Here is a 24,211-nt window from a genome sequence, read left to right on the forward strand (position 1 = left end):
CTTCTTCCTCTTCCTCCGTTTGGAGTGGTCATATGCGAACCAATCCCGAGCACGGTGTCCGACTGCCCGAGGCGGTGGCCGGCGAGCACGGCGCACTGCCGACGCTGATCGACCTGTGCCGCACTCGTGCGGCAGCCGAGCCCGACCGGAAGAACTTTGTGTTCCTGGGCGACGGTGTCGAGGAATCAGAATCACTGACCCTGGCCGAACTCGACCGCCGGGCGCGGGCGGTCGCCGTGACGCTGCGACAGCAGGTTCCTGCCGCGCGCGCCCGCGCGCTGCTGAGTTACCCGCCGGGACTGGACTTCCACGTCGCCTTCCTGGGCTGCATCTATGCCGGTCTGATCCCGGTGCCGGTGGCTCCGCTCGACGGGACGCGGAGCAATGCCAAATGGACTCGGGTGGAGTCGATTGCAGCGAGTTCCGAGCCCTCGCTGTTCCTGTCGACCGGCCCAATGCTTGCCACCGCGGAGCACGTCCTCAGCGACACCGACGGGCTCGCCCAACTCAACCGGGTGGCGACCGACGAGGTACGCCTGGACCTGGCCCAGGAGTGGACCCCACCGGTGGCCGCCGCTGAGATGGTCGCCTATCTGCAGTACTCCTCGGGATCGACCGGCGTGCCGAAAGGCGTCGCGATCACTCACGGCAATGTGCTGAACAATCTGTCGTTGATATACGACAATACGCGTCGGTCTGCCGACGACGCCGGGCTGCCCCGACCGTCGGCGGTGTCGTGGCTGCCGCCGCACCACAACATGGGCCTCATCTGCAATGTCCTCGACCCCCTCTTCTCCGGCCGGGATGCCACCCTGCTGCCGACGATGACCTTCGTGCAGCGTCCGCTCACGTGGCTGCGGGCCATCTCCCGGCTCGGACGCGCGGACAGCTGCGCGCCGAACTTCGCCTACGACCTGTGCGTCCGCCGGGTGACGGACGCTCAGCGCCGGGAACTCGACCTCAGCCGCTGGGAGATGGCGCTGGTCGGAGGCGAGCCCGTCCGCTCCGATACGCTCGACCGCTTCAGCGCGGCATTCGTGGAGGCCGGCTTCCGGCGCGAGGCGCTGTCCCCCGCGTACGGCCTCGCCGAGGCGACAGTGATGGTCACGGCCGTACCGGTCGGCCAGGCCCCGGAAGTCCTGCGGCTGGACTCCGAGTCGCTCGCCGCCGGAAAGGTGCGCCCAGCCGCGTCGGCGCAGGACAGCCGGGAGTTGGTCGGCTGCGGCCCGATCCATCCGTTGAGCACGGCTATAAGCGTAGACCTGGAGACAGGCAAGCCCTGCGGGGAGGACGAGGTGGGTGAGATCTTCGTATCCGGCCCGAGCGTCGCAACGGGGTATCTGAACGCTCCCAAGGAGACAGCCGAGACCTTCATGGGGTCCATTCCCGACCAGCCGGGGGAGCGGTTTCTCCGTACTGGTGACCTCGGATTCGTGCAGAACGGGGAGCTGTTCATCACCGGCCGGGCAAAGGATGTCATCATCATCGCCGGTGCCAACCACTACCCGCAGGACATCGAGGCCACCGTTGAGGCCAGCCACCCGGCAGTCCGCGAGTTCGGTACCTGCGCGGTGTCGGTCGACGACGGCGCACACGAACGGCTCATCGTGCTCGCCGAGACGACGATGGCAGCCGGAGGCGAGACCGGTGGTCAAGTGACCGCCCAGGAGATCAAGCAGGAGATCAGGCGCGCGGTCCATGCCGGACACCGCATCCAGGTACACGATGTCGTCCTCCTCAAGCCGGGGACGCTGCCGCTCACGACGACCGGCAAGCTGCAACGGCGCGACAGCCGGGACCGGTACCTCGGGGGTTCCTTCGAGGCGGCCCTCATCGAATGACGGTGCGTCCTCTGCGCATCCGGTGCCCTGGCGGGCGTTGCCCGGCCAGGGCACCGTGCAGGTACGCCGACGCAGGATCCCGGCGCCGGGTAACCGGTGCCGGTCGGCACTCTGCTCTCAGGCCGCAGGCCCGTCCCTTCCTCCTTCAGCATGTGGTGATCGACATGCACCGGCGGTGTCGGTGTGTCTTGCAACGGCTAAACGCAGTGAGGTGAATCGGCGCTGCTGGTCATTCGTGAGCCCCGTAAGCGGTAGCAGTCTCAGCAAGCCAGTCCCGGATTGCAGCACATCGCGGAGCTCCGAGGCGAACCGCGCTGACTCGGCTGCTAAGGGCTATCCAGGACGGCTCCGACGCCGTGATCACACCAGCCACAGCAAGATCATCTCATCTGTGGCCAGCAGTTACGGGACAGCCCTTGGGTCTGTCCAGCCAACGGCCCTGTCTCCCATTCGGTGGTGAGGGAGAGTCGCGAGGGTCGTTGACCTTCGTGTGAAGGACGTCAACGAGCTTGTGCAGGTGGTCTTTTCGGGACTGTTGCCGCTGGTCATCGAGGATGTGGCCGACGAGGGTGAGCGGATCGTGGTGCGGGCGCGGACTCCGCAAGGCACCGCGATCTGTCCGGTGTGCGGGGCGCCGACGGGACGGGTGCACGGCTACCACTGGCGGACAGTCGCCGACGTGCCGGTGGACGACCGCCGGGTGGTGGTTCGTGTGCGAGTGCGGCGCCTGGTGTGTCCCACACGCGGCTGCCGGCAGACCTTCCGTGAGCAGATGCCCGGGGTGCTGGAGCGTTACCAGCGCCGCACGGTCCGTCTGACCAGGCAGGTCAAGGCCGTGGTGAAAGAGTTACTGACGTTGTCGCCGTGGTGTCGTCATGGTGAGGCCGGTTTCGGTGAGGCATCCGTTGATGAGGTTGCTGCGGTACTGGATCTGGCGGAGACCATGTCGGAGCGTGCTGATGAGGTGGTCGGGGTCGGTGAAGGCGGTGTTGGCCTGGCTGCTGCGCCGCAGCAGTGACCAGATGCCCTCGACGGGGTTGAGGTCCGGTGCGTAGGCCGGCAGGAAGTAGCAGGTGATCCAGTCGTGGGTGTTGATGAACTCCCGCAGTCGGCGGTCCTTGTGGACGTTGAGGTTGTCCCACACGAGCACGATGGGTGCGCCGAGCTGCTGGTGTGCGGCTGTGAGCAGGTCGCGGTAGTCGGTCCAGGTGAAACTGCGTCTGCCGCCGCGCTTGTGATCGAGATGCCGCTTGGGCCGGTAGATCAGCTGTGAGCGTTCACCGTGCTTGTAGCAGGCCAGGGCGGCGATGGAGAAGCGGCGCTGGGAGCGTCCCCTCACCTGGATGACGGGTGTGTCCGCGCCGGGCCCAGGTCCGTGTGGTGGGCGGCGTCATCGAGAAGCCGGCTTCGTCTTCGAAGCACAGCCAGGCGTCGAGCGCCGCCACGGACCTTCCACCTGCGGCCAGGTCTCCTTCACCCAGCCCGCCACGGCCTCCTCGTCGCGCTCGATGGCTCGGCGGGCCGGGACCTGGTGGCTGAAGCCGTGCCGGTGCAGCATCCGCGCGATCGCCGACAGCGTCATGCTCTTGTGGAACCGGCGCCCGATCAGCGTCTTGATCCGCACCAGCGTCCACGTCTGGTCCGGCCAGCCATGCGCGACCGGCCCCTTGGCGAGCTCCTGCTCGAGCACGGTGAACAGGGCCTCACTCAGCTTGGGCCGTGAGACGCTCCCGGCAGAGCGCAGCCCCTCGGTGCCGGCGTCCTGCCAGGCCCGGCGCCAGCGCTGCACCGAGCGCACACTCACCCGTAAGTCCTTGGCGACCTCGGCGTTGCAGGCACCGGCAGCGAATCGCTCCGCGGCCTCCAGCCGGATCCGCTCGCGAAACGCCTGCCGTTCCGGCGTCAGCCCACCACCCTGCGGATATCTCACACAACAGGCATACCGCGACGATCACACATCGTCAGCCCCCAACGACAAGACGCCGCAAAGGTCAGTAGCGGTAGTTCTTAAATCCGGTGGGCGGTGTGGGTTGACGGCAGGTCGGGTTGGCCGTAGGCCGGTGGGAGGAGTCAACTGCCTTGCTGGGGGCTGAAGATGACCGCTCGCCGTCCGTGTCTGCCTGCGCCGGGGCCGTTGGAGGGCTACGCGGCCCGGTTCGACGACCTCTTCTTCAGCTTGGCGCAGCGGCGAGGATTTCGCGAGTACCTGACCGGACTGCTGGCGCCGCGGGAGCGGAACAAGACGATCACCTGTCTGGCGGGGGCGGAGCCGGTGGTGGGTGCGGGGATGCCGGGGGTGCAGCGGTTGCAGTTCTTCCTGTCCGAGTCTCCCTGGGAGGCTGAGCTGGTCAACGACCGGCGGCTTGAGCTGCTGCGTGAGGAGCCGACGACGGCTCCTCACGACGGCGGGGTCATCGTGATCGACGATTCCGGGGACCGCAAGGACGGCACGGCGACCGCGCATGTGGGCCGGCAGTGGCTGGGCCGGTTGGGTAAGACGGACAACGGCATCGTCACGGTGACCACGGTGCGGACCGACGGCCGCGTGTATTACCCGCTGCACGCGACTCCCTACACTCCCGCCCATCACTTCGACCGCGGTCGCTCGGACCCGGCCTTCCGGAGGACGCGGGCTGCCGGGCCCGGTTCCTGATTCGGGACCGGGACGGGAAGTTCCCCGCCCTGTTCGATGACGTCCTCAAGGACGCGGGCATCCAGGTTGTGCCAAGCGGTGTCCGGATGCCGAGGATGAACGCCGTCATGGAGCGGTGGGTGCAGACCTGTCGGCGTGAGCTCCTGGACCGCACCTTGATATGGAACCAGCGCCATCTGCTCCATGCTCTGCGCGAGTTCGAACACTTCTCCAACTCGCATCGGCCCCACCAGGGCATCGGCAACGACCGCCCGCTCCGCCCGTTGCCCGAGCCGATCAACGACCCGGCCCGGATCCTTCGCCTTGACGTACGAAGACGCGACCGACTCGGCGGCATACTCCACGAGTACCAGCATGCCGCTTGACCGGGCCGGATGAGGTTTCCGGCAAGGACACGGTTCGCCACACCTCGCGAACGGCGGAATCGTTGTACTGGTCACGGTCGGCCGGCATACATCCACAAGATCGTGTTACGAGTTCATAGCAGCCACGCAGTCCTACATGCCTGTTCGCCGTAGCTATACGAGTGCAGGGTCGAGATGCGAGTGTGGTATGTGAGGGATTTAATAGACGAGAGTCCACGAACGGTGCCCTCAACCGGTAGCGAGGCGGAGCACACATAGGGAGAATTTCGTGAGAACCCGCATGCGTGTCCGAGTCGCAGCGTCTCTCTTTATCGCGGGCGCATTGCCGGTCGCCCTCGTTCCGGTGACCGCGACGCCTGCCGCTGCCACGAAATATTGCTCGGAACCAAACGTTGGATCTAACGGTGACATACCACCCTCCCGCGATCCAGGTCGTTTCGGGTTCGGATGGCTGGTGCCCTCCGCGACCGTGATGTGCCTCATCAACCAAGAGCGTCAAAGGGTTGGGGCGCGGGAACTCGACGGCTCCGACGCGCTACTAGATGCCGCGCGCAAGCACGTGGACGCCTCCTTGGCTCAGAAGTGGTGGGGCTCAGGCGATCCGCACGTCAACCCTCAACTCCCCGGGGGGGCCGATGCTCAGATCATCGAACGTATCAGGAGCGCCGGGTACTGCGCGAACGGAAGATGGAGCGGCTACGAGATCGCCTATACCGGGTCGGGTGGTGGCGGGACCCCAAACGCCGCCCTCAACTGGTGGCTACACATAAGCCAAGGAAATCATGCCAAGATAATCCGGGATCCGTCGCTAACCGATTTCGGCGTCATGGCCAAAGGGGGGTCGGCAAATAAAGCCGAGGACGCTAGGAACGGTGCAGGTACCTATGTGGTGGAGTTCGGGAGCTGTCAGAAGTAACTTGATGGCGCTACCGATCCTCCTGAGGGAAATTCGCTGGCGACGGCAACCGCCACGGCTGACGCAGCGAGACGAGCGTGCAAGAAAGTCCCCCTCATGGAGCTGTGCAAGTGCACGGAACTTTATAGCGGTTTCAACTGTTTTCCGGGTCGACTTTGCGTTCCCCTCGTCGGCGGCCGATGGCAGCGCCAGCTACCGCGGTGATCACGCCGCGCCCTTCGTCCATCTCGTGGCCTCGTCGAGCCTCGAGCTAACGAGCTCGTGCACGGTAGGCGGTGAGGCGTCGAACTCTTGATCGTCGATCATGGTCGTGTGGTGGAGAACGCGTCTCGTGCAGCGATCATCAGCGACCGGACGATCATGGGCCTGTCGGCCGACGTGATCGCTGAACTCGTGACCGAGCCGGGACCGTTGTGGAATGAACGGCATCAGGCCAGGCGGAGGGGGGCTTGTTGGTGTACGCGGCGGTGGCTGGTCTGGTGTGTTGCTGCTTCGTTGATGAGATTAGCTACCGAATGCGCCGGTTGAGCGCGCCTGTGGTCGCCGATGATCCGTGATCTCATGGCGGGCCTCCAAGGGGGACTTCGATCGACGGCGGACGCACCGACCCGGTGTCACGCCGGGCCGCAGAAGGACGGCCGGGCGCACCGGTCGGTCGTGCCTCACGGACGTCGGTCGACGCAACCCAGCCTCATCCCTGGCGGGGCTGGGCCGTCGGGAACTCGGGGCACAGGCGGTGGTACGGGGTGTCTCCAACGTAGGTGGTCCATTCCTCGTGGGTCAGGTTGCGGCCAGCTCGTTGGCACAGGGCGTGCGGCCACTGCCGGGGTACGGGGGTGATCCGGGCGGAACGGTCCCAGGAGCCGGTAACCAGGGTCTTGCCGTCCGGGCTGAACGCCACTGACGTGACCCAGCCTGTCGCGTCGTCCAGCGTCGCGAGGGTGCGGCCTGCGCGGAGGTCGAAGAGGACTGTCGTACGGTCTCGGCTGGCCGTCGCGAGGATCCTTCCGTCGGGGCTGAAGGCGACGGCGGTCACCTCCTTGGTGTGGCCGGTGATGGTGCGCACGACGGTCCTGGCCTTGATGTCCCACAGGCGTGCGGTGCCGTCGCTGGAGCCGAGCGCCAGCGTCTTCCCGTCGGGACTGAACGCCGCCGCGTTCAGCAGGTCTGCGTTGTCGAAGCGTGCGGTGCCGCGGAGGGTCCGGGTGTCCCACAGGCGTGCGGTGCCGTCGGTGGAGGCGGTCACCAGTGCTCTGCCGTCGGGGCTGAACGCGACCGCGTCCACCCAGCCGCTGTGCCCCCGGAGCGTGCCGACGCAGCGGTGGGTGCGGATGTCCCAGAGGCGGGCCGTGCCGTCGGTGGAGGCGGTGGCCAGCCTGCTGCCATCAGGGCTGAACGCCACCGCGTCCACCGCGCCGCCGTGTCCGCGCAGCGTGACGAGGGCCCGGTGGGTTCGGGTGTCCCAAAGTCGGGTCTGCCCCTTCTGGTCACCTGCCGCGAGCAGGTGCGTGCCGGAGTCGAGGGCCACGGCCAGCACCGCTACCGCCCGGTTGTCGAGGATGGCGGTCGTACGGCCGGTGCTGGGATCCCACAGCCGGGTGGTGCCGTCCCGGCTGCCAGTGGCGAGTGTGCGGTGGTCGGATCCGAAGGCCACGGTGTCGACGTAGTCGTGATGACCGCTCAGTACTTCGGTAGCGCTCTGAGTATTGGTGCCCCACAGCCGTACCGTGCCATCCGAGGAGGCCGTGGCCGCGGCCCTCCCGTCCGGACGGAACGCTACCGAGTTGACGTGGCCTAAGTGCCCGTCCAGGACTCCCGTGGAACGGTGGGTGTGCAGGTTCCACAGCCGGGCGGTGTCGTCCCAGCTGCCGGTCAGCAGTGTGCGGCCGTCGGGACTGAACGCTACCGAGGTCACGACGCGCGTATGACCCCGCAAAGTTGTCGTGCCACGCCCGGTGCGCACGTCCCACAGACGTGCCGTCCCGTCGGCGGAACCCGTGGCGGCTGTCGTGCCGTCGGGGCCGAACGCCACCGCGTAGACCTCACCCCTGTGACCGCGTAGGACGCCGGCCGAACGGTGGGTGTGCAGGTTCCACAGCCGGGCGGTGTCGTCCCAGCTGCCGGTCAGCAATGTGCGGCCGTCGGGGCTGAACGTCACCCCGCTCACCCTCCCGGTGTGGCCGGTGAAGGTGGCGAGCGCGCGGCCCGTCCGCGCGTTCCACAGCCGGGCGGTGCCGTCCTCGGATCCGGTGGCCAGTTTCGTGCCGTCGGGGCTGAACGCCACCGCGGTGACCGCGCCCGCCTGAGCGGAGAGCCGGACGGCCGTCATCCCGGTGCGTACGTCCCAGATGCGGACGGAACCGTCGGCAGAGCCCGAGGCGAGGGTCCGGCCGTCGGGGCCGAACGCCACGGCGGCGACCGCGCCGGTGTGCCCCGACAGCACGACAGGTGTGCCGCCGCCGTCGGCACGCCGGAGCCGGACTTTCGTGTCCGTCCCGCCGGTAGCCAGCGTCCGGCCGTCGGGACTGAACGCCACCGCCGTGAGCGGCCCTGCGTTGCCGGCCAACGGCCGTACCGGATAAGTGGGCACCGCCAGCGCGCCCAGGGCGCTGGCGGTGGTGGCTCCGTTCGTCTCGTACCGCAGTCCGGCCAGGGCGAGAAGACCGGCCAGCCCGGGCCGGGCGGCGAGCAGTGCACGCGACTGAGCGGCGAGGCCGTCGGCGATGGCGATACGGCTCTTGTCGTCGGCCGCCTTGCGTTCTGATTCCGCGGTCTGCCACTGCCGGCCCGCGAGCAGCGTGGCGCCCAGGGACACGACGACCAGCAGGACGAGAGCCGCCGAAAGATGCCTCAGCCGACGGTTGCTCCGGCGCGCTGCCTGGGCTTCGGCCGCCGCGGCTTCGATCTCGGACTCCGCCGCAGCCGCGCTTTGGTCCAGGAACGTCGACTCCAGCGGGGTGAGGTCGCTGCGCCGCGCCTGCGCCATGTCCACGGCCGCGGCCAGCCGGTGTCCCCGGTACAGGCTGCCCGGATCGCGCCCGAGTGCCTGCCAGGTCTTTGTGGCGGATGTGAGGTCGCGGCGCAGGCCCAGCCAGTCGCGGTCCTCGACCAGCCATGCGCGTAACAGGTCCCAGGCGCGCACGAGCGCTTCGTGGGTGATCTGGACGACCCCGTCGTCGGCAGTGACAAGCCGTTGGTCCACCAGGCGCCGGAGCGCCACTTGTGCGGGACCGCCCTCATGAGCGAGTTCGTCCTCACCCACCCTGCGGCGTACGGCCTCACCGCCCTCGTCCACGGTGACCAGTCTCAGCAGCAGCCGGCGTGCGGCTTGCCGCTCCTCGGGGTCGAGGGCGTCGTACACGCCCTGGGCGGTGTTGGCCACCGCGTCCCGGATCCCCCCGGACGCCTGATAGCCCGCCAGTGTCATACGGCGTCCGTCGCCCTGCGCCCAGGTGGCCTGCAAGGTGTGCGCCAGCAGGGGGAGTGCTCCCGCGTCATGACGGCCACCCTGGACGCCGAGGTCGCGCAGGAGCGTCTCGACGAGGCCGGGTTCGAGTTCCAGACCCGCGGTGCGAGCCGGTCCGACGATGGCCTGCCGCAGTTCCGGTTCGGTCATCGGTCCGAGCACGAGACCGCCCTTGCTCATCGCCCCGGACAGTCCGGGTACGGCGATGCAGCGGTGCAGGAAGTCCGCGCGCACCGCCAGCACCACCGGGGTCGGCCGTTGATTCCCCTTGTCGCCGGCGGCCAAAGTGACGAGCCGGGCCGCGAAGGCATGGCGTTCCTCCTGGTCGGCGCACTGCGTGAAGACCTCCTCAAACTGGTCGACGAGCAGCACCGCTGGCCCGGGACCGTTTTCTTCCGCTATCGCCGACGACTGCTCCAGCGCCATCAGGGGGCGGGGCCCGGGCGTGATGCGCACGACCGTCGGGGCACCCGAAGCGTCCTCCGCCGACTGCCCTCGACGCAGCGCGGGCGACAGACCGGCGCTCAGCAGTGAGGACTTACCCGCTCCCGAGGCGCCGGTGACGAAAAGGGGCGGGCCCCCGTCGAGGCGCGTTCTCACCAGCCGGACCAACTCGTCGACTTGCGTCGTACGGCCGAAGAACCACCTCGCCGTGTCCTCGGTGAACGCCTTCAACCCCGGATATGGGCACTTGTCGTCCGGCGCTTCCAGCGGAATGACGCTGGCCTGATCGGCCGGTCGGGCCAGCAGGCTACGCAGGAGCAGGTAGTCGCCAAGCAGGCCTTCCCACCAATCCTGCTTCGTCTTTCGGTCGGTCTTCAGTTCACTCAGACAGGCCTTGACGTACATGTCGAACAACGCGCGGGCGGGAAGCCTCCTACCCCGGCCGAGTTCGAGATCGGAAAGCGTCTGCGAGGCGGACCCGATCCGCAAGGACAACGACTCCTGCGTCAGACCCGCTTCACCACGCAGCTCACGCAGCCGCCGCCCCAGCCGGAACCGCTGCTCCTGCGCTTCCTCGTGCCCCGTGGCGGCCGAAGTCATCGATGCCCCCGGTGACCGGAGTCCCGGCGCACTCCGAATGCGCCACCCTGATACACCCCTTGACCTGCGCGTTCACTCGAGAATTCCGGGTTCGGCCGCCGTCCGAGACTTCGGCCCCTGCTGTCGGGCAGCCTGGCCGAAGCCGGTCCCACCCCGCCGCTCACCACGTACCGACCGGCCGACGTCCTCACTCCCACGCGCTGCCCCCTCACCCCGTAGCACGTGGAGCCTAAGCCTCTCATCGGACAGGAGGTGCCCGTTCGGACCGAACCGGCACCGCGCATTCCCGATCCGGCGAACTTGTCACAACTCCGAACAACCGCAGCGACGAAGGGACCACGATGAACGACGAGACGATCGACCCGGCCAGGAACGAAGCCGGCGGCGGGGCCGTCACCCGCCGAACCGAGCCCGACACCGTCCGGCGCCTGAGCCGGGTGGCCGTGTTCGGACTGGTGCGCGGGATGGCCGCCGCGACGGGCTCTGCTCTGATCGCCGTTTTCACCTGGTGGATGCGGGACCACTGAACCGCGCGGGCGCACGGCGGTCACGCGCAGCCCGAGCACGACGTCTCCGCGTCGGTGCTGACGCTTGCCCGCCAGGCCTCCCACGAAGCACAGGCCGCAGTGGCGTCGCCCCGGCAACCGCGCTGCCGCGGTGGCCCGGCGGCCGCGCCCTGTATGACCCGGGCGTCGGCGAGTCGTGCGCAGACGCCCGTGCACTCGCCCTGCGCGATCATCGCGGCGGGCGAGACGGACGTCCACACCAGGTCGTCGATGCGACCTGGCCCCTCCAGGAGGTCTCGCAGCGGCGCCAGCGCGGAGGCCACCGCGTCGGCGCCGCCGACCGCCACGGCTGTCAGCAGCGGACGCTCAAGCGGCGCCTGCCCGGAGCGGGAGGCTGCCACCACCTGGTGGCCGCGCTGGACGGCCTCGGCTGCGATACGGCGCCCGATCATGCCTGTGGCACCAAAGAGAACGATCTTCCCGCGGGCGGTCGCGACGTGGCAGCCGGCAGCGGTCCGTGCGGACCATGGACGGCGCCCTGCGGTGCCTTGCCCACGTCCGGCGGGATGCCGCACCGCTCGCGGCGGGCCACCTTGCGCGGGTCGGCCTGCGGCGAGGCCGGGTCCCAGCTCTTGGGCAGGAACAGGCGCCAGTCGACCGCCGTCGAGGCGGCGCCGGAGGCCAGATGCAAGGACACGCCCGCCTGGCAGTTGGTGACCTTGCCTGCGGTTCCGGTGTACTGCCGCGACACACAGGCTGACGCATCGCCGTCCTTGAGGAAGCCCGTGTCATCAATGATCAGCGCGGTCGGTTTGATCAGCGGGGCCATCTTCCACGCGAGGCGGGCCCGCACATGCGCCGCATCCCACGGGCTGGTGGTGATGAAGTGGGCCAGAGCCTGCCGGTTGCCGTCCTCACCCAGCCGGGCGGCCATCGGCTCCACCGACTTGCGCTGCCCGTCCAGCAACAGACCCCGCAGATGCACCCAGCCCCACCGACGCTGATCCGCACGCGCGAACGGCTCGAACACATCCCCTCAAAGTCCTCCAGACGACACCGGACTACATCCAACTCCTCAGGTGTCCCAAACCAGTCAACGACACCGCCCCCCAACCAGACACGCCACCGACGGCGCGCGTGAAGATGTCCACGACCGCCCGCTCGGCCTCCTCCCAGGCGGCGCCCCGGCCCTGGGTTCCTCGCGGCGGGCTGAGAGCAGCAGCCGACTGGAACGTCCCGTGGCGAGCCCGAGTCCCCCTCCTTCGGCGGCACTAGCACCATGGACTTCGCTCGCGACCTCTTCCACGCGGACGGCCGTCACCTGCTCGCCTACCAGCCCGACCCAAGACGCCTCGAGCGGCGGGAGACCGCCGACAGAGCATGTCGCGCCCCTACGCCGGCTACGCCTGCGCGCTGGCAGTGCCTTCCTCGCTGCTGACACCGCCACTTTGGCCACCGCCGTGTTCACCGGCCTGTGGCTGGCGAGGTCCAAGCCCGCGGAAGACTCCGCGGCGCCGCAACGTTCCACCAATGTAGATGCGGTCACCACCTCGAACGACTCGCGGTGGGCAGGCCGTAGCGTTCCGCGACCTGGCGCCGACACGGCGATGAGCGCGCGGTTGTCACCGAGGTCGGCCTCGGAGCCCAAGCCTCGGCGAGCGGGACGAGGTGGTCGATGTCCAGGCCGCGGGGTCCCCGGAGCGCTGTACGCATCATCATTGCGATGCCAGCAGCAGCTTCGTGGGGTCTATCTGCTGGTACAGGGCCCGGTTGGGCCAGTCGTGGTACATCTTCTCTTGGACGGACTCCCCGAACGCCCGCTTGTCAGGCTGTACTTCGGCGTCCCGTGATGCGCCGGGTGCATCATTGCTCGGAGTCCGAGTTGCCGGGGCATTCATAGAGCAGGACGAAGCGCGAGCACACCAGCGACTCCGTGTAGGGGGTATTCTACGCACCGTTGGACGCGCTTCCCGGAGGCCACTGGGCTCTCTACCTGTGAGGCAATGGTGTGACCGAAAGGTGTGCTCGTCGGCTGCCGCAGCCTTGGTGGCTGCAGGGCGTCTCGATGCTGGCACCAACTGCCGTCAGCGCTTGTCCGCACGGCGTCGCGCTGGCAGTGTGCGGACGCACCTACTGGTGAGGATGCGCATACGAAAGTTGTGTTATGAGGCCCCCCTTAAAGCGAGAGCGTGAGCGACACCGTTCGCGAGTAGCAGTTGAGTGTGTCTGGTGCCTGAACGGTTGGCCACCGACGCCGATGCATGGTGAATGTCAAACGGTAGGTTCCCGGTGGCAAGTCGGTGGCGGACTGGGCGTCCAGGGGAACGAGGATCGCTCGTCGGCCGGTGGCGTTCTGGAGTGCTGCGAGTGGGATATCCTCGAACGTGTACATGAGTGGGAACTTCGCTATGAGGGATGCGTGGCCGGCAGTGATGGCCACCACGTCGCCTGGTTCGAGCGGCTTGGCACCTTCGGGAAGCAGTGCTTCGCCCCCGTGCTCGGAGTCGAGTACGTCGACGAGCGGTGCGACCAAGGATGCGCTCGCGCGGGCCGACTCGTCGATCGGCGCGGCGTAGATCCTGAAATGGCGGCCGTGCGCATCGGCAGTTGCCTCGACGAACGTAATGGCGTCGATGCTGGCAGGGAGCCTGGATACCCGCTGCGGATCGAACTCCGCACGCAGCGCGTCGTCCTCATGGACAACCTCGGTGACCAGGCCGATCACGCGTGGGTGCCGGGTGGCCAAGGGGCTGAACCCGGCCGGCTGGCGTACGATCTCGCTGGCTGTTTCGGGAGCGATCGAGGCCACGACGCGTTTCGCCAGCGTGACGGAGACCTCTTCGACGAGGTCGAGCGGCTCAGGCGACTCAAGGACCAGGGCGTGCCCCCGTCCAGCGTCGGCGAGCTCGCTGACGGCGAGTTCCGTTAGCTCGTCTTGGAAGGGCAGGCCGAGCTCGCGCGCCCATCGCTCGAACAGGACCTGGCGGTCTGCGGCGGCAGCGGAGGGGTGCATGACGGCCTGGACCCGTGCGCCGGTGGAAGCCCACAACGCGGTGACGGTGCTCGTCGACGTGCCGGGCCCGAGCGCGTCGGGAACGACCGTAGCGACGCGCCCGCCGAAGCTGTGGATGTGGTCGGTGAACGAGGCGAACGCACTCACAGGGACCGAGAAGCGGTACAGCTCCAGCCCCGTTACGGCCAGGCTGGAGAAGCGCGCTTCACCGCCTGCGAACAGGCACAGCTGCCCCTCGCGCAGCTCCTCGCGGTCGGCCTCGACTGTGACGCCGCCCGCGGTCGCGCGGAGCCGGTCGTCGAAGCTGACCACCGTGAGCGTGAGTGAAGTGTCCGCTTCATGTGGGGGGAGGTCGGCCGCCTGGAGCAGCTCAAGCTGGGTGCCCGAACGGCGCCGGTAGATGACCAGCCGGCGCCCGCCCGGCGTCGCCTCCACGACCGCGAAGAGGCCGCGGCTGGGCGAAGCCCCGGACGGAAGGCCGAAGCCCACGCCAGCCATCGCGCCGGACAGTTCGACGCCGATCCTCACGTTCAGATGATCCCAGTCGGCCTCACCGAAAAGGGCGTAGCGGCGTCCGTTCGAGCTCGCGTGGAGGCATGGTCCGTCGAGTGACCAGTCGTCCGCGCCGCCTGTGCCCTCGTCGAGGGTGAACTGGAAGGCGCCGAGGTCAGCGGAGATGAAGCCTTGTCGTTCGACGAAACCGGCGTCGCGACGGACGACGGTCGCGGTGAGGGCTCCGACCTCCGGCCAGAGATCGTTGTCGCCTTGCGGAGGCGCGAGGAGGACCGGGCCGATCACGGTGCGCGGGTCGTTGAGCGGGCACCTTGACTTCTCGCGGGCGACGATCGTGCCCAGACGGACACGTGCAGCGTCGTCGGTCTTCGCTAGCGTGGTCAGCGTGCTGCTGCTCGTGACCCGGACGTCCCACGGCTCGGCTTGCGGCGAGGCGGGTTGCTGTGGCCGGTGCGTGACGATCCAGTCCTCGCCGGAACTCGTCGCCAGCGTGCCCGTCGTCGGCGCGTTGTCGGGGCGCGCGAGGAGCTGCATGCGCAGCAGCTGCGTGTGCTCGGCCGATGTTCCGGGCGGCCGCAGGGTGATCGGGACGGCCACGTGGAAGTCCTCGCGGAACGCGATCGCGATGGGCTCCTCCCGGTAGAGCCGCCCGTGTCCGCCGGTGTAGGTAGCACGGACGTAGGGTTCGAGCTCCTCGCCGACGCGCCCGACGGCGTTGAGGCCGGGCAGGCCCTTGCTGCGGAACAGGACGTACTCGTCGACGTCGGCCGACTCCGCCCCGGCGGTTGGATGCGTGATGGTCACGCGCGTCTTGAAGGCGAGCTCGTACTCGTGGTTGGGCAAGAACGAGAGCTTGCCGCGACCCTCGTAAAGGGCCTGTGCCATGGGTCCGGGTGCACAGGCCTGGGCGGCGAGCTGCGCGGAGAGGTAGTCGTCGAGCGCAACGTAGGCCATCGACCACAACTCGATGGCGATGTTCTGCGGCGCCGGGATGTCGGTCGAGTCGCCCGTCGTGTGCACCACCCCGACCGCGATCACCTCGATGCAGCGGATCGGGCCGGTCCCGTGCAGCATGACGCTGTCCATCATGCCCTGGGTCGTCACCGGCGCCGTGGCGACCTCGTGTCCGGCCGCATCCTGGGCCTGCACACGGATGGTGTAGCCGACCAGCGGGACCGCGAGTGTGACCTCGGCCGAGGCGGCGTCCTCGTTCAGGACCGCACGCACGAGCACGCCGGGCTCCTCAGCCGTGATCACCGCGACCCTCAAGTCCGTCGGCTGGTATGCGTCCAGCCGCTGTCGGCGGACACGCGCGGCGGCTGGGAAGATCGCCGTGCTGGTGCTCTCGCTGAAGGTCACGCGCCGCACGACGGTACCTGCGCGATGCTGGTTGAACGTGAGTAGGTGAGGCCGGTACGGGGGCGGCGGCTGGTGGGTCATCGGTCCCGCCGGGCAGCAAGGCCACGTCGGGTGCTGGGAGACGAGCGTCTCGTCGCCGGCGGGATCACGGGTGCGGAAGTCGAACGGCGTCGACGCGTTGATCAGCAGCCGCTTCGCCGCGACCGCTCCGTCCACGCGTATGTCGACGTCCCAGAACTTCGCCAGTACCTGCGGACCGAACGCGCCGGTGAGTGCGACGCCGGCCGAGTCGGTGAAGTCGGCCGTGAGTTCCGTTCGCTGTTCTAGCAGTGCCCAGGGCCGCGATGCCCCGAAGCGCGGTCGTCGCCGCACTGACATGCCGACGAGCTCGTAGCGCAATTGCAGATCGCCAGCCTGCTGGTCGGCAGCGGAGGCAACCAGGGTGTTCAACGCGAGCTTATCGGTGATCGGCACCGCCCAGTCGACGTTGATCGTGGCGTCGGTCGCGATGGGCTGGGCGGTGGCGTCAGCGGCGAAGGCTTGTAGCCGGGCGGCTTCCGCCGGGCTCGCGGCGCGCAACTCCACGATCGAAAGCGGTCGCGTCGGCTTGAGCCCGTCCCATGCGGCGTCTGCTCGGGCGACGTGCACCTCGTGTGTCTTCTGTGCCCCACCGGCCAGGGCGCCTGCGCTGCGCAGCGGTGACGCCGAGGAGCTGAGCTCGGCCGGCGCCAACCGCCCGAAGACATGCTCGAACGTGAAGGTGAAGTCGGGGAAGAACCAGGGTGTCTCCAAGCGAATCTCAAGCTTGATCTCGCTACGCCGGGGGCTGGAGCCCACGGCACGCCATTCGGCGCGCACTTCGATTCCAAGGCGCAAACCGAACAGCACAATCCGTAGCCCGAGTTCGATGAAGATCAGTGCGGCATAGTCGGACGAGCCGGTGGTGAAGGTTGCGTAGAGCACGCCGAACGCGGCGTGGAACTCAAGACGCGCACCCGGGTAGTTGGCGGCGCCCTCGGCGCGGAGGACGAGACCGAACCCCTTGGGGCCCTCCGGCCGGTCGACGTACTCGAAGCACGCGGCCACTAGCAGGAACATCCGCGAGCCCGCGATCCCGACGTCGAAGCGCAGTCCGAGCCATGTCCGCTGGTCCGCGAGCCTGCCGATCGCCACTGTCCCCGGGTCGTTGCAGATGAACAGCGTTCCGGTGAGCTTGACGAGCGTCTTGAGGAACTCGGGCGGGTTCTTGACGAAGTTCTCGGCGGTAAGGTCGATGCCGATGATCACGCTGAAATGCTCGCTCTTGCCATCCCATTCGAGCGCCAGATAGCCGAGGGGCTCTGTGCTGCCGAGCGCGAACACCTCGTCGCCGATAAGGAATCCTCGCTCGTCCTCGCCCACCAGCACGAGGACGAACAGGCCGAGCTCGAGGGCTTTCGAAAGCCCCGAGATCGTGGCGTTGACCCCGACCCCGACGGCGACCGTGCCACGCTGTGAGCGCCATGCCGCAAGCCGACGGTCGCCAGGGACTGTCAGCGGGTTCGATGCGTTGTACCAATTGAAATAGCGCAGCTGCTGCGCATCGCGGTCGGCGGCCTCGAGCTTGGGCTGCATGTTGCGGCCGAACAGGACCCGCGCACCGTGCAGCTCGAACAGTGAACACGGCACCGAGCCTTTGAAGAAGACCTGCGCCATCAGGTAGCCGAACGTCTCCGTCGGCGAGGCGACCTCGCCGACGACAAGATCGAGGCCGAAAAGGTAGCTGGTGGCCTCCAGGTCGAAGCCGACCGTTCCGGTGAGGCCGAACTCACGAATGCGGGTCTGGCCCTCCTGCTCCTCGCGGTAGTAACCGCCGGCCTCGATCTCGACGGCCGCGTTTTTGAAGAAGATGAAGAAGCCGTCGAGCTTGAACGGCGGGGCACTGGCGTCACCGCCACGCAGCCGGAAGCGTAGGCGGCGGAAGGTCACGCCGCCTTTGAAGCCTGCGGGGGGCTCGACCTTGACACCGCCGGAGAAACTGACGTAAGAAGTGCCACTTTCCGCGACCACGCCGAACTCCTCGATGATCACCCCGACAGGCCCGAAGAATATGACCACGCCGTCCGGCGCGCTGAACCCGGTGAGCGACAGCGCGCCCTGCTTGTAGCCGATGCCCTCGAGCCCGAACGCGACGCGCTCGCCGTTGAGTGACCGAAACTTGAAAAACGCCGTCTCGTCGCCGAACGGGGGAACGTAGATGAAGATGTCGGCGGTTAACTCGAAGCAGTCGCCGAACGTCGCGCCGCGCACTGCCTTGCCGATCGCGTAACCGGCGGTGACGGCCATGATGTCGATCTCGACCACCGCGATCTCGTGGTGCAGCCACGCATCGATCGTGCCGGGAAGCGGCGGCTTCGGCAGACCGGTCACCGGACTGTAATCGCGCCGGTATCCCGCGCGCAGCGTGTAGTTCTCACCCAGGCCAATCGTCAGCGCGTTCTGGGCGGTCAGGTCGTCGCCGAGAAACAACGCGAGCGCGAACGTGAGCCCGGAATCCCGCGTGACGTCGGACGGGGAACGGAAGAAGAGCGACTCGACGATCGCGCCCAGCTTCGGCTGCTCATGGAGACTGAGCTTGATCGGTGCGTCCTCGAAGGAGAACGCTTGCGCGAGGTCCTCCGGATTGACGGCGCGCCGCCGCACGCCGACCGTGATGTGGCGGGGGATCGGGAGCAGATACGGCGAGAAGAACGATCGCCTCGACAACGCGCGGAGGATCCTTACGTCGGCGCCACCACCGAATTCCGCTATGCCCCGCGCGACAGCACGCGGATTCCGCACGCCGCGCCCCGGCAGGCACCGTTGCCTCCAGGTAGGTCCCTGGTGCTGACCGGCACGGACCAGCCGGGTGTCACGCCCGGTTCCCCGTCGGCCATGGGTGGTCAGCGGGTGGCGGGGCACCGGGTGCCGAACGGCGGCTGTGTGGGGGGAGCGGCCAGGGAGTTACGGCTTGGCACCGAAGCCAGCTCACCGACCAACAGCCCGCACCCCACCCTGGCCACCTCCGGGGAGCTGACCGCCTCGATCCGCTGGGAGCTCGCCGAGGTGGCCGCCGCCCTGCCCGTGCGGGTGCGGTTCACCGGCGTGGTCCGCTTCGAGCGGCCCACCTCGGTGCTGGCTTGGGGGCTGGACCTCGACTCCGCGCTGGCCGGCTTGCACCGCAGGGTATGGGAGGCGGTGGTCTCGGACAGCCCGCCCGGGACCCTCAGCCCCTTCCACACGCCTGGGTGTTGGAGCCCGCACGTCACCCTGGGCCGTACCCGGCGGGCTGGTGCCTTCGCCGACCGGCGGGTCCTCGAGCTGCTGCCGGCGCCGCCCCTGTCGGTCTGGCTCACCACCCTGCGCAGCTATGACACCCGGACCGGCGAGCTGGAGGTGCTGAAGCCCGGTCCTGAGACGGCCCCCGCTCCCGCCCCTTCGTACGTGGACACGGACGCTGCCGCTGACCGGCATCGAGTCGCGGTCACCCCGTGCGGCATCTCCCGCCGAGTACCGACGGTCAAGAAGCCCGTATTCTGCTGCGGTTACGGGGTGCGGTGACCAGGGGGAGGCGTACGTGCAGCCGTTGGAGTCCACGGATCCGGCCGCGATCGGCGGCTACCCGCTGCTGGCGCGGCTCGGCGCGGGCGGCATGGGCCAGGTCTACCTGTCGCGCACACCGGCGGGCCGCCCGCTGGCGCTCAAGACGGTTCGCCCTGACCTTACCGCCACCCCGGACTTCGAGACGCGCTTCTCCAGGGAGATCCGCACCAGCGACCGGGTCCGGTCTCCGTGGACCGTCTCGGTGGTGGACTTCAGCCCGCCCGGCCACCGCCCGCAGTGGATGGCCACCGAGTACGTCGGCGCACCCGACCTCGTCCAGTGGGTCACCGCCCACGGTCCGCTGCCGCCTGCCACCCTGCGTGTCCTGGCCGGCGAACTTGCTGCCGCGCTGGCCGCTGTGCACGCCTGCGGCCTCACCCATCGGGACGTCAAACCGTCCAACGTCCTCCTCGGCCGTGCCCGGCCCATGCTCATCGACTTCGGTATCGCCCGTGCCGCCGACGACTCCCGCCACACGGGTACCGGGGGAGTCATCGGCTCTCCCGGTTATCTGGCCCCCGAACAGGCCGTGCAGGGGACCGTCACCGAAGCGGGTGACGTCTTCTCCCTGGGAGCGGTCCTCGTCTTCGCCGCGACCGGCACCGGCCCGTTCGAACTACCGGGCGAGCAACCCTCGGCGCCCTTGCTCCTCTACCGCATCGTCCACGAGGACGCCCGCCTCGACGGCGTACCGGCCGGCCTGGCACAACTCGTCGCCCGCTGTCTGGCGAAGAATCCGCAGGACCGGCCACGAAGCGCAGAGCTGGCAGCATCGCTGCGGGGAGAGGGGGACGTCGGCGATCCCCGGGCGGGGGCGTACGGAGCCGGGACTGCGCCGGGGGCCGGTGCCTGGGAGCGGGCTCTTCCGCCCGGACTCGGCGCCGACCTCTTGGCACGGGAGGCGGAGGTCGCCCACCGGTGCGCAGTGCCGCCGGACCACCCGGCCTCGACGGCCCGGACGGCGCCCGGGCCCGGGACACCGGGCGTGCCAGCGACCGCCGAGGCGGTGGTCCCGCCCTCCGTCGGCGGTCCGGCCCCTTACACGGCCGCGCCGTATCCCCCCGCCGCCATCGCGGGGTCGTACCCGCCCGGGCCCCCGGACTCCTCCACCGGACCGTCCCCCTCGCCGTCGTACGGCGCCCACCACCCCGCGTACATCCGCGCGCGCCGCCGCGTTCGCTGGATGGCCGCCGCTTGTGCCCTCACCGTCGCCGCCGTCGCGACCGGCATCCTGCTGCTGCACCCGTTCGACACGGCCGCCCGCGGCGACGGCACCCCGTCCTCCCGGCCTCTCCCCAGCGCCTCCGCTCCTTCCCTCTCCGCCAAGTGGGCCGGCGTGTGGACCGGCACGGGCCCGGGCACCCCCCACGCCGACGGCCAACTGCATCCGCGCACCAACTCCTTCAAGGTGACCCTCACCCTGCACACCGCCGCCGTAGGCGAACTGGCCGGTAAGCAGGTCAGCAACATCACCGAGGTCGGCACCGGCCGGGAGGTCGGCTGCACGGAGGCCCTCGTACTACGGGCCGTGCGCGGCACGACAGCCACCTTCGAAGCGGTCACCAGTCACCCCACCGACCGCTCGGACACCTCACTGCAGTGCGAGACCGGCCACCTGTACATTGTCCAGCTCACCGACGCCGAGACCATCACCCTCGGAGAGGAGGGCGCCCAGTCCGCGGGTGCGCCCGAGGCCGTGCACCGCAGTCGTCGCACCTAACCGGACCGCCCCAGCCGCCGGGAGGCCGGCGACCTGCTTACTCCGAACGACCTCGGGCCGTCTGGCCTTCAAAAGGTCCGATGCTGATGACGCCGACCTCGTCCAGGACGAAGGAGTCGGCTCAGGGGCCGCCACAAGGCGGAGGCGCGCGAACGGTGGCCGGAGCAGTGGGAGCAGTCCCAGCGAGCCATAGCGGGGATGACCGCCGAGGGTATGGAGCAGTGGCAGCGTGAGGTGACGGCGCAGATGATCCGCATGGCGGAGTTCATGGTTGCCGGCCCACCGGTTGCCGAGCCTGCGGTGAAGGCCGAGGTGGACGCCCACTACCAGGGTGTGTGCCGGTTCTGGACCCCGTGCGCGGCTGCGTACAAGGGACTGGGCCAGACCTACGTCGACGACCCCCAGTTGCGTACGAACTTCGCCCGGATCGCCGTCGGACTGGCCGTCTACCAGCGCGACGCGATGGGCCGTCTACGCCGACGCACGGCTGAGCTGACCGACGGCTCACACTGCCGGGGGGCTGCAGACCCCCGGTGGCAGGCAACCAGCAGACACCACCTGCACAACCAGACCACCGAAGCCCCGGCACCGTGCCGAGAAGAGTTCCGGGTGACCCCGGTGCGGACACACCACGGGGGTGTGGGTTCGGACCGGCCGGCACCGACGCCGTCTCGTCGGTCAGGACGCGCCCAGTCGTACACCTCCTCAAACAGCTTCTCGGCCGGCCCCCGGACATGGAAGCGAGGCAGATTGGCGAGGAGCGGGGCCCGTCCGGGGCCTCCCAGGGCGCCGGATCGACCGGATCCTTGTCCAGGCTGCCGTGGTTGTGCTCGCTGTGCCGCCTGCCGTCTCATCACGGCTCCGAGGCGCGGGTCGGCGGATGCAAGGCGGTCATCAGCTCCGGACCCGTCACGGCGGTCGACCCGCGCGGCGTCACCACCTGGGACGCGAACGTGCCCGGCGGCGCCGCGAGTTCGGCCGGAGGAAGCTGTCTGGCCAGTCGAGTGCCGGGCATCGAGCACGTCCCACGACGGGAATGCACAGCTGCACGCACTTGCCGTCCGAGCCCTGCGCGGGGCGGTAGATTCGCGCCCACGGCCCGACCCCGCGCTTGGTCAGCTTTCACTCCGCGCACACCAGATGCTTGACGACCTTGTGGCCCTCCGACGGCCGCCGGTTCCTCGGCCGTGAGGCGTATCGGCAGGCCGTAGCGCTCCAACGCGGACTCGGTGAGCTCGATCAGCGGGTCGGCATCCTTGCCCGACCCGACCAGCTTAGGCTGCCCGAGCTTCGCCTCCTTCAGCATGCAGTACGCGCTTCGCCACCCCGGCAGCGCTCACCCGAGCGGTACGGCGGTGGACCAGCATGACGCCGACCCCGTACCGGCGAACAGCGAACGCGCGCACCGCCGCAGCCGGCTCACCGTGTGAGTGAGGCACCCGCGGCTACTCGGCGATCCCGGCCACTAGCACCCTGCCCGTGGCAGGCATCTCTGACTGGGTCGTCCTCGCCCTCGAAGTACGGCTCGCCGAGCGGCGGCGCGTTGTCGATGTGGACCTGGCCGTCAGCGGTAAGCGTTTCGTAGCGCGTGCCGTAGGCGGTCGGCTCCACCCACGTGGCGACCACCAGGTCCTCCGGGCGGTCCATGATGATGCGGTCCCCGCGCGAGCCCCGGTGCCGACCTCGTACGCGCGGGCGAGCAGCGCGTTGAAGGCGAGCGCGGCCGCCGGGTCGGACTCGGGCAGCCGGCTCCCGGGCCGTCTGCTGAGGGCTCGAGCAGTTCGAGGCTCTTCGGGCGAGCTCCTTCACCTCCGCGGTCAGCTGCTGGATGCGCCGGGCCAGCAGCCGGAACGTGAAGAAGGCTGCGTCATCGGCGGCGAGAAGGTCGGCGCACGTGGCGACCAGGACTGTGTTGCCGAGGCTGGACAGTGCCTCGCGCAGCTCGGGATCGATACCGAGGAGTACGGCCTTGAGCTGGTTCTTCGCGTGCGTGCGGCCCCTGACGGCCGACTCCTTTGCCAGCCGTAGCACGCGCATGTCGGCCGCCGGGCCCTTACCGGTCTTGGGAGTGACGTCCGCCCGCCCGGACAGCACCGCGCGGACGGCGGCCCCCGCGTCGACGGCGTCGGTCTTGCCCCGCTTGCGGCGCAGGGCACGGTCGGGCTGGCTGACCTCGCCCACTCGGATGTTCTCGCGGCTCAGGAAGCGTGCCAGGCCTGTTCGCGGTCCTGGAAGGGGGGTTGGACAAGAGCACGATCGGGCCGCCGAGCCGCTGGTGCGCGGTCTGAATCAGGTCGCGGTAGTCCATCCAGGAGAAGATTGGCCAAAACCAGCAGGTCACCGCCGTCCGTCGGTTCCCTGGCGGTATGTCCCAGCTGGAGAAGCAGGCCCGGAACCGCAGCCTGCATTATCGCCTGCATGCTGGCGCCAGAGGCTCCGGGCTGGTCCTTCGCCAGCGAAGCGAATCCGTCCGAGGCTGTCCACCGCACCAGCAGGTGGGGGGGGCCTGCGTTGCTGTAGATGATCAGGCGGCTGCGGGTGTCGACCGCGTCCTTGCCGGTGGACGTGGACCAGGCCACCGACCCGCCGCTGGCCACCCGCCCCCAGCACGTCCCCCGCCCACCGGCCGGCCTGCTCTACACCCCTGGCGACACGCTCGTGCTCTACACAGACGGCCTCATCGAACGCCGTGGCGAAGACATCGACACGGGCCTGGCGTCGCCTGACTGCCGCTCTTGCCCAGTGCAGCACCCTCAACATCGAACACCTGGCTGACGCATTGCTGGCCCGTCTCGGTGTCAGCGCCGGCGCTCGTGACGACATCTCCCTCATCGTCACCCGCCGGTAAGAAGCCCCACCGACCAAAGGGTCCGGCTGCCTACTATCGCGGCCGCCGCCCAGATCTCGGAATGGGCCGTACAGAAGATCTTGGCGGACCTCGAGGCCGCCAGCGATGACAGCCTCCGGCCAGCCCCGTTATGTTTTCTGCGGTCCTGCAACGGGGCCGCTGGCCTCCGGGCCCGGCATGGCTGTTGCCCCCTGTCGAATGGATGACCTGGGGGGTGGTGTCACCGGGCCCGAGGGGTGCCGTCGGAGACTCTGATCAGAGGTCCGGCCACCGCCCGGTTCGGCGCAACGCCGGGCAGTTCGCGGGCGGCAGGTCTGCATAACGTGGATGCGCGAGCACGACACCC

General features: G+C 69.0%; 13 protein-coding genes and 6 pseudogenes. 11 read left to right on the top strand and 8 right to left on the bottom strand.

What is annotated here, in order from left to right:
- Nucleotides 1-32 precede the first annotated feature (32 nt).
- Nucleotides 33-1,841, top strand: a complete 1,809-nt coding sequence (locus ACFZDC_RS38610) for an AMP-binding protein (RefSeq protein ID WP_391331347.1) — start codon at nt 33-35, stop codon at nt 1,839-1,841.
- Nucleotides 1,842-2,331: 490 nt separating this feature from the next.
- Nucleotides 2,332-2,691: pseudogene (locus ACFZDC_RS38615) on the top strand (transposase family protein); the annotation flags it as partial.
- Here the strand turns inward: ACFZDC_RS38615 and ACFZDC_RS38620 are convergent.
- Together ACFZDC_RS38620 and ACFZDC_RS38625 are read right to left on the bottom strand one after the other, a co-directional pair.
- A pseudogene (locus ACFZDC_RS38620) lies at nt 2,689-3,235 on the bottom strand (transposase). The pseudogenes ACFZDC_RS38615 and ACFZDC_RS38620 sit on opposite strands and share 3 nt — an antisense overlap.
- Complete coding sequence (locus ACFZDC_RS38625) at nt 3,232-3,771, bottom strand: winged helix-turn-helix domain-containing protein (RefSeq protein WP_391331349.1); 540 nt, start codon at nt 3,769-3,771, stop codon at nt 3,232-3,234. Before ACFZDC_RS38625 ends, ACFZDC_RS38620 begins: the two are co-directional and overlap by 4 nt.
- 165 nt (nt 3,772-3,936) lie before the next feature.
- Between ACFZDC_RS38625 and ACFZDC_RS38630 the strand changes: the two genes are divergently transcribed.
- The 3 genes from ACFZDC_RS38630 (at nt 3,937) to ACFZDC_RS38640 (ending at nt 5,775) form a co-directional block, all read left to right on the top strand.
- The gene (locus ACFZDC_RS38630) at nt 3,937-4,494 is read left to right on the top strand and encodes a transposase (protein WP_391331351.1); all 558 of its coding nucleotides are present in this window, start codon (nt 3,937-3,939) and stop codon (nt 4,492-4,494) included.
- 68 nt (nt 4,495-4,562) lie between these two features.
- The gene (locus ACFZDC_RS38635) at nt 4,563-4,859 is read left to right on the top strand and encodes an integrase core domain-containing protein (RefSeq protein ID WP_391331353.1); all 297 of its coding nucleotides are present in this window, start codon (nt 4,563-4,565) and stop codon (nt 4,857-4,859) included.
- Nucleotides 4,860-5,331: 472 nt separating this feature from the next.
- Entirely contained in the window at nt 5,332-5,775 is a 444-nt protein-coding gene (locus ACFZDC_RS38640; RefSeq protein ID WP_391331376.1) for a CAP domain-containing protein, read from the top strand.
- Between the two features lie 691 nt (nt 5,776-6,466).
- Here the strand turns inward: ACFZDC_RS38640 and ACFZDC_RS38645 are convergent.
- The gene (locus ACFZDC_RS38645; RefSeq protein ID WP_391331355.1) at nt 6,467-10,285 is read right to left on the bottom strand and encodes an NACHT and WD repeat domain-containing protein; all 3,819 of its coding nucleotides are present in this window, start codon (nt 10,283-10,285) and stop codon (nt 6,467-6,469) included.
- A 341-nt stretch (nt 10,286-10,626) separates the two neighbouring features.
- Between ACFZDC_RS38645 and ACFZDC_RS38650 the strand changes: the two genes are divergently transcribed.
- Nucleotides 10,627-10,812, top strand: coding sequence for a hypothetical protein (locus tag ACFZDC_RS38650; RefSeq protein WP_391331357.1), 186 nt, complete (start codon nt 10,627-10,629; stop codon nt 10,810-10,812).
- A 20-nt stretch (nt 10,813-10,832) separates the two neighbouring features.
- On the opposite strand, the gene ACFZDC_RS38655 is transcribed toward ACFZDC_RS38650, so the two are convergent.
- The 3 genes and pseudogenes from ACFZDC_RS38655 to ACFZDC_RS38665 form a co-directional block, all read right to left on the bottom strand.
- Nucleotides 10,833-11,243 (bottom strand): hypothetical protein, encoded by a 411-nt coding sequence (locus ACFZDC_RS38655; protein WP_391331359.1) that lies wholly within the window; start codon nt 11,241-11,243, stop codon nt 10,833-10,835.
- Between the two features lie 98 nt (nt 11,244-11,341).
- A pseudogene (locus ACFZDC_RS38660) lies at nt 11,342-11,862 on the bottom strand (transposase); the annotation flags it as partial.
- Between the two features lie 1,105 nt (nt 11,863-12,967).
- A complete protein-coding gene (locus ACFZDC_RS38665; protein ID WP_391331361.1) occupies nt 12,968-18,496 on the bottom strand; it encodes a hypothetical protein in 5,529 nt (1,842 codons plus the stop codon).
- Nucleotides 18,497-18,538: 42 nt separating this feature from the next.
- Between ACFZDC_RS38665 and ACFZDC_RS38670 the strand changes: the two genes are divergently transcribed.
- The 3 genes and pseudogenes from ACFZDC_RS38670 to ACFZDC_RS38680 form a co-directional block, all read left to right on the top strand.
- Nucleotides 18,539-19,255 carry a 2'-5' RNA ligase family protein gene (locus ACFZDC_RS38670; protein ID WP_391331362.1) on the top strand — a complete coding sequence of 239 codons (717 nt, stop codon included), beginning with the start codon at nt 18,539-18,541 and terminating at the stop codon, nt 19,253-19,255.
- A gap of 16 nt (nt 19,256-19,271) precedes the next feature.
- Nucleotides 19,272-21,017 (top strand): protein kinase, encoded by a 1,746-nt coding sequence (locus ACFZDC_RS38675; protein WP_391331364.1) that lies wholly within the window; start codon nt 19,272-19,274, stop codon nt 21,015-21,017.
- A gap of 189 nt (nt 21,018-21,206) precedes the next feature.
- Nucleotides 21,207-21,422 (top strand): annotated as a pseudogene (locus ACFZDC_RS38680) (TipAS antibiotic-recognition domain-containing protein); the annotation flags it as partial.
- 275 nt (nt 21,423-21,697) lie between these two features.
- Here the strand turns inward: ACFZDC_RS38680 and ACFZDC_RS38685 are convergent.
- Nucleotides 21,698-22,320 (bottom strand): annotated as a pseudogene (locus ACFZDC_RS38685) (transcriptional regulator); the annotation flags it as partial.
- 1 nt (nt 22,321) lies between these two features.
- On the opposite strand from ACFZDC_RS38685, the gene ACFZDC_RS38690 reads away from it, so the two are divergent.
- On the top strand, nt 22,322-22,447 hold the full coding sequence (locus tag ACFZDC_RS38690; RefSeq protein WP_391331366.1) for a hypothetical protein: 126 nt from the start codon (nt 22,322-22,324) through the stop codon (nt 22,445-22,447).
- Here ACFZDC_RS38690 and ACFZDC_RS38695 read toward each other — a convergent pair.
- Nucleotides 22,437-23,198, bottom strand: coding sequence for a hypothetical protein (locus ACFZDC_RS38695; protein WP_391331368.1), 762 nt, complete (start codon nt 23,196-23,198; stop codon nt 22,437-22,439). The two genes, ACFZDC_RS38690 and ACFZDC_RS38695, sit on opposite strands and share 11 nt — an antisense overlap.
- 384 nt (nt 23,199-23,582) lie before the next feature.
- Here ACFZDC_RS38695 and ACFZDC_RS38700 point away from each other — a divergent pair.
- A pseudogene (locus ACFZDC_RS38700) lies at nt 23,583-23,865 on the top strand (SpoIIE family protein phosphatase); the annotation flags it as partial.
- Nucleotides 23,866-24,211: the final 346 nt, after the last annotated feature.

The sequence above is a fragment of the Streptomyces sp. NPDC007905 genome, from assembly GCF_042959345.1.
Classification (GTDB): domain Bacteria; phylum Actinomycetota; class Actinomycetes; order Streptomycetales; family Streptomycetaceae; genus Streptomyces.